This window comes from Neogemmobacter tilapiae (genome assembly GCF_014652215.1).
GTDB lineage: Bacteria > Pseudomonadota > Alphaproteobacteria > Rhodobacterales > Rhodobacteraceae > Neogemmobacter > Neogemmobacter tilapiae.
The window spans coordinates 151,095-158,979 of sequence record NZ_BMYJ01000008.1; the positions used below are offsets into that span (position 1 = coordinate 151,095).

The 7,885-nt window shown below is 60.9% G+C and carries 4 protein-coding genes; 2 read left to right on the forward strand and 2 right to left on the reverse strand.

The window, feature by feature from the left end; translation table 11 throughout:
• Positions 1–43: 43 nt before the first annotated feature.
• Complete coding sequence (locus IE095_RS13610) at positions 44–3,505, reverse strand: pyruvate carboxylase (protein WP_189412219.1); 3,462 nt, start codon at positions 3,503–3,505, stop codon at positions 44–46.
• Between the two features lie 257 nt (positions 3,506–3,762).
• On the opposite strand from IE095_RS13610, the gene IE095_RS13615 reads away from it, so the two are divergent.
• Both IE095_RS13615 and IE095_RS13620 read left to right on the forward strand, forming a co-directional pair.
• Positions 3,763–6,330, forward strand: a complete 2,568-nt coding sequence (locus IE095_RS13615; protein WP_189412220.1) for an ATP-dependent helicase — start codon at positions 3,763–3,765, stop codon at positions 6,328–6,330.
• Between the two features lie 15 nt (positions 6,331–6,345).
• On the forward strand, positions 6,346–6,933 hold the full coding sequence (locus IE095_RS13620; RefSeq protein WP_189412221.1) for a TetR/AcrR family transcriptional regulator: 588 nt from the start codon (positions 6,346–6,348) through the stop codon (positions 6,931–6,933).
• On the opposite strand, the gene IE095_RS13625 is transcribed toward IE095_RS13620, so the two are convergent.
• Positions 6,934–7,809 (reverse strand): calcium-binding protein, encoded by an 876-nt coding sequence (locus IE095_RS13625; protein ID WP_189412222.1) that lies wholly within the window; start codon positions 7,807–7,809, stop codon positions 6,934–6,936. It abuts the gene before it with no gap.
• Between the last annotated feature and the right edge of the window lie 76 nt (positions 7,810–7,885).

Genomic DNA, 7,885 nt, shown 5'->3' on the forward strand with positions numbered 1-7,885 from the left:
ATGGGCCAATGGCCCATCCTACACGCGCGCTATTGCGGCGCGCTCATTCAAACTCGATCAGCAAATCCTTCGCTTCGATCTGGCTGCCCGGATGCACATGGACAGCCTTGACCACCCCCGCCCTTTCAGCGTGCAGGCCGGTTTCCATCTTCATCGCCTCGATGGTCAGCAACAGATCGCCTGCATTCACCTTTTGCCCGACGCTGACGCCGACGCTTGCCACGGACCCCGGCATCGGGGCCCCCAGATGCGCGGGGTTGCCATCCACCGCTTTGGGACGTGCGGCCGTTTTTGCCTTGACCGCGCGGTTCGGCACCCGGATCACCCGCGGCTGGCCGTTCAGTTCAAAGAAGACCTTCGCCTCGCCTTCTTCGGTCGTCTCGCCCACCGCTTGCAGGCGGATCTCCAAGGTTTTCCCGGCGTCGATTTCCGCGGTCACTTCCTCGCCCGGTTCCATGCCATAGAAAAAGGCCTTGGTTGGCAGAACCCGCACCGGCCCATACAGACGGTGCCGTGCGCGGTAATCCATGAAAACCTTGGGATACATGAGGTAGCCGTTCACATCCTCATCATCCAATGTCTCATCATCCGCGTCATCCCCGCCGATGCCCAAATCGGCCAGCAACTTGGCGCGCACGGCATCCAGATCGACTGGAGGAAGCGATTCCCCCGGACGGCCCGCCAAGGGCTTTTCGCCCTTCAGCACCTTTTTCTGAATCCCCGCAGGCCAGCCGCCATGCGGAAGGCCCAGATTGCCCTTCATCATGTCAACCACCGATTCCGGGAAGGCGACATCAACCGCCGGATCCTCAACTTGCGAACGCGAAAGGCCCTGCGCCACCATCATCAGGGCCATATCGCCCACGACCTTCGACGAAGGCGTCACCTTCACGATATCCCCGAACATCCGGTTCGCATCGGCATAGGCCTGCGCCACCTCGGGCCAGCGCTCCTCAAGCCCCATGGATCGGGCCTGCGCTTTCAGGTTGGTAAACTGGCCACCCGGCATTTCATGCAGGTAAACCTCGGACGCAGGTGCCGCCGTGCCGCTTTCAAAGGCTGCATACTGTGCCCGGACATGTTCCCAATAGTTGCTGATTTCGCGGATCGCCCCGATGTCCAACCCGGTATCGCGTTCGGTATGACGCAAGGCCTCGACAATCGACCCCAAACAGGGCTGCGAGGTGCCCCCCGAGAACGCATCCATCGCCGCATCGACTGCATCGACCCCGGCATCGCAGGCGGCCAGAACCGTCGCCGCTGCGGCCCCGCTGGTGTCATGCGTGTGGAAATGAATGGGCAGACCGATTTCCTGCTTCAGTGTTTTGACCAGAACCCGCGCTGCGGCTGGTTTCAGCAAGCCCGCCATATCCTTCAGGCCCAGCACATGGGCGCCTGCGGCTTTCAATTCCTTGGCCCGGTCCACATAGTATTTCAGGTCATATTTCGACCGTTCCGGATCCAACAGATCGCCGGTGTAGCAGATCGTGCCTTCGCAGACCTTGTTGGCCTCCAGCACCGCGTCCATCGCCACGCGCATGTTTTCGACCCAGTTCAGGCTGTCGAACACGCGGAACACATCCACCCCGGTCTTGGCCGCCTGCAAAACGAATTCCCGTACCACATTGTCGGGATAGTTCGTATAGCCGACCCCGTTCGACGCCCGCAAAAGCATCTGCGTCATCACATTCGGCATGGCGGCGCGCAGATCGCGCAGGCGCTGCCAGGGGCATTCCTGCAAGAAGCGGTAGGCCACGTCAAAGGTCGCCCCGCCCCAGCATTCGACGCTGAACAGTTGCGGCAGGTTCGCCGCATAGGCCGGGGCCACGCGGATCATGTCGATGGACCGCATACGGGTGGCCAAAAGCGACTGGTGCCCGTCGCGCATCGTCGTGTCGGTGAGCAGCACCTTTTGCTGCGCCCGCATCCAGTCGGCCACCGCTTGCGGCCCCTTTTGCTCTAGCAGATTGCGCGTGCCCATTGCGGGTTCCGCCCGCAGGGCCGGGGGCTTCGGGGCCTTGACCTCGGCGTTGGGCAGGGGTCGGCCAGCGGTTTCGGGATGCCCGTTCACCGTGATGTCGGCGATATAGGTCAGGATCTTGGTCGCCCGATCCTTGCGCTTGCGGAAATTGAACAGGTCGGCGGTCGTGTCGATGAATTTCGTGGTATAGGTGTTGTCGAGGAAGGTCGGGTGTTTCAACAGGTTCACGACAAAGTCGATGTTCGTTGAAACCCCCCGCACCCGGAATTCGCGCAAGGCCCGGTCCATCCGCGCGATGGCTTTCTCCGGGGTCTGCGCATGGGCCGTCACCTTGACCAGCAGACTGTCATAATAGCGTGTCACCACGGACCCCGAATAGGCGGTGCCCCCGTCCAGACGGATGCCGTTGCCGGTGGCCGAGCGATAGGCGGTGATCCGGCCATAGTCAGGGATGAAATTGTTCAGCGGGTCTTCGGTTGTCACGCGGCATTGCAGCGCATGACCGTTCAGTTTCACATCCGCCTGCGAGGCCACACCCGTTGCCTGCGCCAGCGTCTTGCCTTCTTCGATCAGGATTTGCGCCTGAACGATGTCGATGCCGGTCACCTCTTCGGTCACCGTATGTTCGACCTGCACACGGGGGTTTACTTCGATGAAGTAGAACTTGCCCGAATCCATATCCATCAGGAATTCGACCGTGCCCGCGCATTCGTAATCCACATGGGCGCAGATTTTGCGCGCCAGTTCGCAAACCTCATCCCGCTGTTCTTGCGTCAGATAGGGGGCGGGGGCGCGTTCGACGACCTTTTGGTTCCGCCGCTGCACGGTGCAATCGCGTTCCCACAGGTGCCAGACATTCCCCTGCTTGTCGCCAAGGATCTGCACTTCGACGTGCCGCGCCCGGATGATCATCTTTTCCAGATAGCCTTCGCCATTGCCAAAGGCCGCTTCTGCCTCGCGCCGGCCTTCGCGGACCTTCGCCTCCAGCTCCTCGGCGTTCAGCACCGGGCGCATGCCGCGCCCACCGCCACCCCATGACGCCTTGAGCATCAGCGGAAAGCCGATTTCGGCGGCTTCCTTGCGGATCGCGTCGAAATCATCGCCCAGAACCTCGGTCGCAGGGATAACCGGAACCCCTGCCGCCATGGCGACCCGCCGCGCCGAGGCCTTGTCGCCCAAGGCCCGCATGGTTTCGGCGCGCGGACCGATAAAGGTGATCCCGGCCTGATCACAAGCGTCCACAAAATCGGGGTTTTCCGACAGCAGGCCGTAGCCCGGATGAATGGCATCGGCCCCCGCCATCCGCGCCACACGGATGATTTCTGGGATGCTCAGATAAGCGCCCACAGGGGAAAGGCCCTCGCCGATCTTGTAAGCCTCGTCCGCCTTGAAACGGTGCAAGGACAGCTTGTCCTCTTCGGCATAAACCGCCACCGTTTTCTTGCCCATTTCATTCGCGGCGCGCATCACGCGGATGGCAATCTCGCCACGGTTGGCGACAAGGATCTTCTTGAACTCGGGCATGGGGCGACCTTTGGCTGAAAGCGCGAACTTAGGCAGTCTAGTGGTGCTGCACTGCGGCGCAAGGGGTGACATGGACCTGTTACAAAAACAAGTGGCGTGATCTGGCGGAATGGCCTTTGGCCATAAGCCTTTTGTTTCGGGGGGGCTTTGCCCCCAGCGCTGCGCGCTCCCCCCAGGTATTTGGGGCAAGATGAATGGGGATGAACAATCCAAGAACAATGCTTTTCCTTGCGAAAAAGGGGCGTTATGTTCCGGGAATGAACGCTTGGGATGACATCGACGATTCCGCCCCGCCCGTGCCTTTGTCGCAGCGGGCGATGGCGGCGCGACCGCAGCCTTATCTGGACGATCTGAACCCGGCGCAAAAGGCGGCGGTGCTGGCTTTGGATGGGCCGGTGCTGATGCTGGCGGGGGCCGGAACGGGCAAGACCAAGGCGCTGACGGCGCGGATCGTGCATCTGCTGATGCAGGGCAAGGCCCGCCCGAATGAGATTCTGGCGGTGACCTTCACCAACAAGGCCGCGCGGGAAATGAAGGATCGCGTGGGCCGGATGCTGGGGCAGGCGGCGGAGGGGATGCCCTGGATGGGGACGTTCCATTCGATTTCGGTGAAAATCCTGCGGCGGCATGCGGAACTGGTCGGGTTGAAGTCAAACTTCACCATTCTGGACACGGACGATCAGTTGCGGCTGTTGAAGCAGTTGATCGTGGCTGCGAACATCGACGAAAAGCGCTGGCCGGCGCGGATGCTGGCGGGGCTGATCGACCATTGGAAGAACCGCGCCTGGACGCCGGACAAGGTGCCCTCATCGGAAGCGAGCGGTTACAACAACCGGGGGACCGAGCTTTACGCCGCCTATCAGGACCGGCTGAAAACGCTGAACGCCTGCGATTTTGGCGATCTGCTTTTGCATTGCGTGACGATCTTTCAGGCCCATGCGGACGTTCTTCAGCAATATCAGCGCTGGTTCCGCTATATCCTTGTGGACGAATATCAGGACACCAACGTCGCCCAATATCTGTGGCTGCGGCTTTTGGCCCAGGCGCATCGGAACATCTGCTGCGTGGGGGATGACGACCAGTCGATCTATGGCTGGCGGGGCGCCGAGGTGGGTAATATCCTGCGCTTCGAAAAGGATTTTCCGGGGGCCGAGGTGATCCGGCTAGAGCAGAACTACCGCTCCACCGCGCATATTCTGGCGGCGGCTTCGGGGGTGATTGCGGGGAACGCCAACCGTCTGGGCAAGACGCTGTGGACGGCGGGCGACCCGGGCGAAAAGGTGCGGCTGATCGGCCATTGGGACGGCGAGGAAGAGGCACGCTGGATCGGCGAAGAGATCGAGGGGCTTCGATCCGGCTCACACCATCTAGCAAAGAATCGTCTGAATCTTCGTTCAATGAACTTGCATCAGGAACTTTCTGGCTTAGCAAGAAGCGGTTTTGGGCGCCCAACACGGCGCGAGTTCATAAAGTATGCGTTCGAGAGTGGAAGGGCCTACATTGATCGACGGGTCGAGAAGCTTATTCGGTGGCTTCTGTCTAAGGATTCTAATTCTACCGCGAAGTATCAGAGTGTTCTCGATAGCCCGCTTGATCGTTTCAATTGCGAGGAAATGGCGATTCTGGTGCGCGCCAGCCACCAGATGCGGGCGTTTGAGGATCGGTTCCTGACCATTGGCCTGCCTTATCGCGTGATCGGCGGCCCGCGTTTCTATGAGCGTTTGGAAATCCGCGATGCCATGGCCTATTTCCGTCTGGCGGTTTCGCCCGATGATGATCTGGCCTTTGAACGGGTGATCAACACGCCCAAACGCGGTCTTGGCGAAAAGGCGCAGCAGGATTTGCAGCGGCTGGCGCGGGGGGCTGGGGTTTCACTGCTTGATGGCGCGCGCGAGGCTGTGGCGCGGGGCGCGATTGGCGGCAAGGGCGGCGGGCAGTTGCGGCAGTTCGTCGAAGCGGCGGACCGTTGGCACAAGGCGACGCTCGAGGTCGATTATGACCATATCCGGCTGGCCGAAACGATTCTGGATGAATCCGGCTATACCGAGATGTGGCAGAACGACAAGACGCCCGAGGCGCCGGGGCGGCTGGAGAACCTGAAAGAACTGGTCAAGGCCTTGGAGAATTTCGACAATCTTCAGGGCTTTCTGGAGCATGTCTCGCTCATCATGGAGAATGAGACCGAGGATTCGCAGCCCAAAGTCTCGATCATGACACTGCACGCGGCCAAGGGGCTGGAATTTCCCGTGGTCTTTTTGCCGGGGTGGGAGGATGGGCTTTTCCCCAGCCAGCGCAGCATGGACGAAAGCGGCTTGAAGGGTTTGGAAGAGGAACGCCGTCTGGCCTATGTCGGCATCACCCGCGCCGAAGAGCTCTGCACCATCAGCTATGCTTCAAATCGGCCTATTTATGGCAGGTGGCAATCTCAATTCCGTTCGCGCTTTGTTGATGAACTGCCTCCCGAGCATGTTGATGATTTAACGCCACCTAGTATTTTCGGTGGTGGCTATGGTGCTGCGGGAATGTTTGGGGCCATGGAAGCACGGGTCGCCAAGGCCGATGTCTATAACTCGCCTGGCTGGAAGCGGATGGAGGCGCGGGCGGGCTCCCGCCCCGTCTCGCAGCCCCGCGAATCCCGCGCCAGTGTGATCGACGCGACGGCCGTGTCGGCCTTTGTCGAAGGCGACCGCGTCTTTCACCAGAAATTCGGCTATGGCAGCGTCATAGGCATGGAAGGCGACAAGCTGGAGATCGACTTTGCCCAAGCCGGGGTGAAACGGGTTCTGGCGTCCTTTGTGGTGGATGCGGATGAGGTTCCCTTCTGATCTGGAACGATTGCGGTGGTCTGGCGTTCGGTGCAGAATGTCGGCCATCGGGGGGGCGTGACGATGGAAAGCAAGGTAATTGAGGGGGCGATGGGCCTGTTCTGGACGCGGGGGGCCGATCAGGCCAGCGACCCGGAAATCCAGCAGGCGACCGGGCTTTCGCGCAAGGAATTGTCGCAGCGCTGGCCCGACAAGAATGCGCTGATTGCCGATGCCCTTTTGCATTATCGCGATACGGTTCTGGCCCGGATGCTGGCAGAGTTGAACCCGCCGGGGCGGGCCGGATTAATCCAATTCTGGGACAAGCTGGACCATATTGCCCGCCAGCCGGGATGGTCGGGTTGCCTGTTGTTCCGCACAGCCAGCGGCCCGATGGGGCGTGAACCCTTTGTCGGTGCGGCCTTTCTGGCCTATCTGCGCGATCTGACCGAGGCTTTGGCCAAATGCCTTGCGGCCGAAGGGCACACAAAGGAAAATGCCCGCCTTGCTGCGATGCAGGCCGTGGCCCTGCTGGGCCAGATTTCCCTGATCGGGGCCAGCCAAGGTTGGTGCCCCGCCGCCGAGGATTGGATTGCCGCAGGCCGCGCAACCTGCGGCCTCTGATCAGGCGATAATCTGGAAATCCGCCGCCGTCAGCGCCGGGGCGTCGACCATTTCCGCGATGACCTGGGCCTTGGCGGCCCCATTCCCGTCGCGGTCATAGTAAAGCGTGCCGCTGAGATTGTCATAGATGATGCGGTCGTTCGCATCACCCGCCGCTGTGCCCAGCCGGAACCGGGCCGAGGCCAGCAGGCCAACCGGCCCGATGGCGGTGAAAATGTCCTGATCCAGCACAATACGGTCGCTTCCACCGGTGAAGTTCTGGATATAGTCGCGCTGTCCTTCAACAGGGGCGGCGTCAAAGATGATCCGGTCGGCACCGTCACCGGCATAGATCGAATCCTGCCCAGCCCCGGCGATGATCACATCGTTCCCAGGGCCGCCATCAATCAGGTCGCGGCCCTTTCCACCCAGCAACCGATCATTGCCACCGCCGCCATAAATATTGTCGTCGCCCACGCCACCCTTGATCGTATCCGCCCCAGCATAGCCATAAAGATAGTCGGTCTTGCTGGTGCCGGTGATGTCGTCAGCGTCTTCGAACAGCCGCCGCATCAGCGCCTCTTCGTCATGTGCATCAATGGCTTCAAAGATTTTGGCAGCCGACACGCTAAGGCCCGTTGCTTGCAGCGCGACCTGCCCATCGACGCGGATCGTGGTCGAGGTGACCTGTCCCCCGACAATTTTCGGCGGTTGGCCCGACGCCGATTGGACGGTCAGATTGTTGGCCGCAAAGTTCACGGACAGACCCGGTTCCGCATAGCGAAAGCCCGTGTTGTTTCCGGTCAGGGTCAGGGTGTTCAGGTCGGCAATGTCCTGCATCAGCAGCGGAAAATACTGCGGCATGTTGTCGACAAGCGAAAATTTCCAGACGGCCATCGTCTTCTCCTGCAAAAAAGTGAATCAATGGCCGCAGACTAGCGCAGATGCCCCCGCCTGTCATGGAAAACAGCGG

Coding starts and splice junctions, on each gene's coding strand:
- IE095_RS13610 (WP_189412219.1), bottom strand. CDS start 3,505: ATGCCCGAGTTCAAGAAGATCCTTGTCGCCAACCGTGGCGAGATTGCC.
- IE095_RS13615 (WP_189412220.1), top strand. CDS start 3,763: ATGAACGCTTGGGATGACATCGACGATTCCGCCCCGCCCGTGCCTTTG.
- IE095_RS13625 (WP_189412222.1), bottom strand. CDS start 7,809: ATGGCCGTCTGGAAATTTTCGCTTGTCGACAACATGCCGCAGTATTTT.